Raw genomic sequence first — 320 nt, 5'->3', positions numbered from 1 at the left:
GAACTGGCGGCGGCGCTGCTTTGCGCGGGCGGCCTTGCCGCTGACCACGGCGACGCGACGCGACAGCTGCGCCGCGCGCGGGACAGCGGCGAGGCGGCCGAACGCTTCGCCCGCATGGTGGCGGCGCTGGGCGGCCCGGCGGATCTGCTGCAGCGGCCGGACGCCCACCTGGCCAGGGCGCCGATCCAGCGCGAGGTGGGCGCGCCCGACTCGGGCTATGTGGCGGCGGTGGACGTGCGCGCGCTGGGCCAGGCGGTGGTCGAGCTGGGCGGCGGCCGCAGCCGGCCGGGCCAGGCGCTGGACCATGCGGTGGGCCTGGC

Annotated in this window: 1 pseudogene; it reads left to right on the top strand. The window is 79.7% G+C overall.

From position 1 onward, the window contains the following. Positions 1–320 (top strand): annotated as a pseudogene (locus UUA_RS18355) (thymidine phosphorylase); the annotation flags it as partial.

Origin of the sequence: Rhodanobacter thiooxydans LCS2 (genome assembly GCF_000264375.1) — a bacterium.
Lineage (GTDB): Bacteria > Pseudomonadota > Gammaproteobacteria > Xanthomonadales > Rhodanobacteraceae > Rhodanobacter > Rhodanobacter thiooxydans.
Note: the sequence above shows the minus strand (reverse complement) of the source record. Positions and strands in the feature narration are given on the sequence as shown.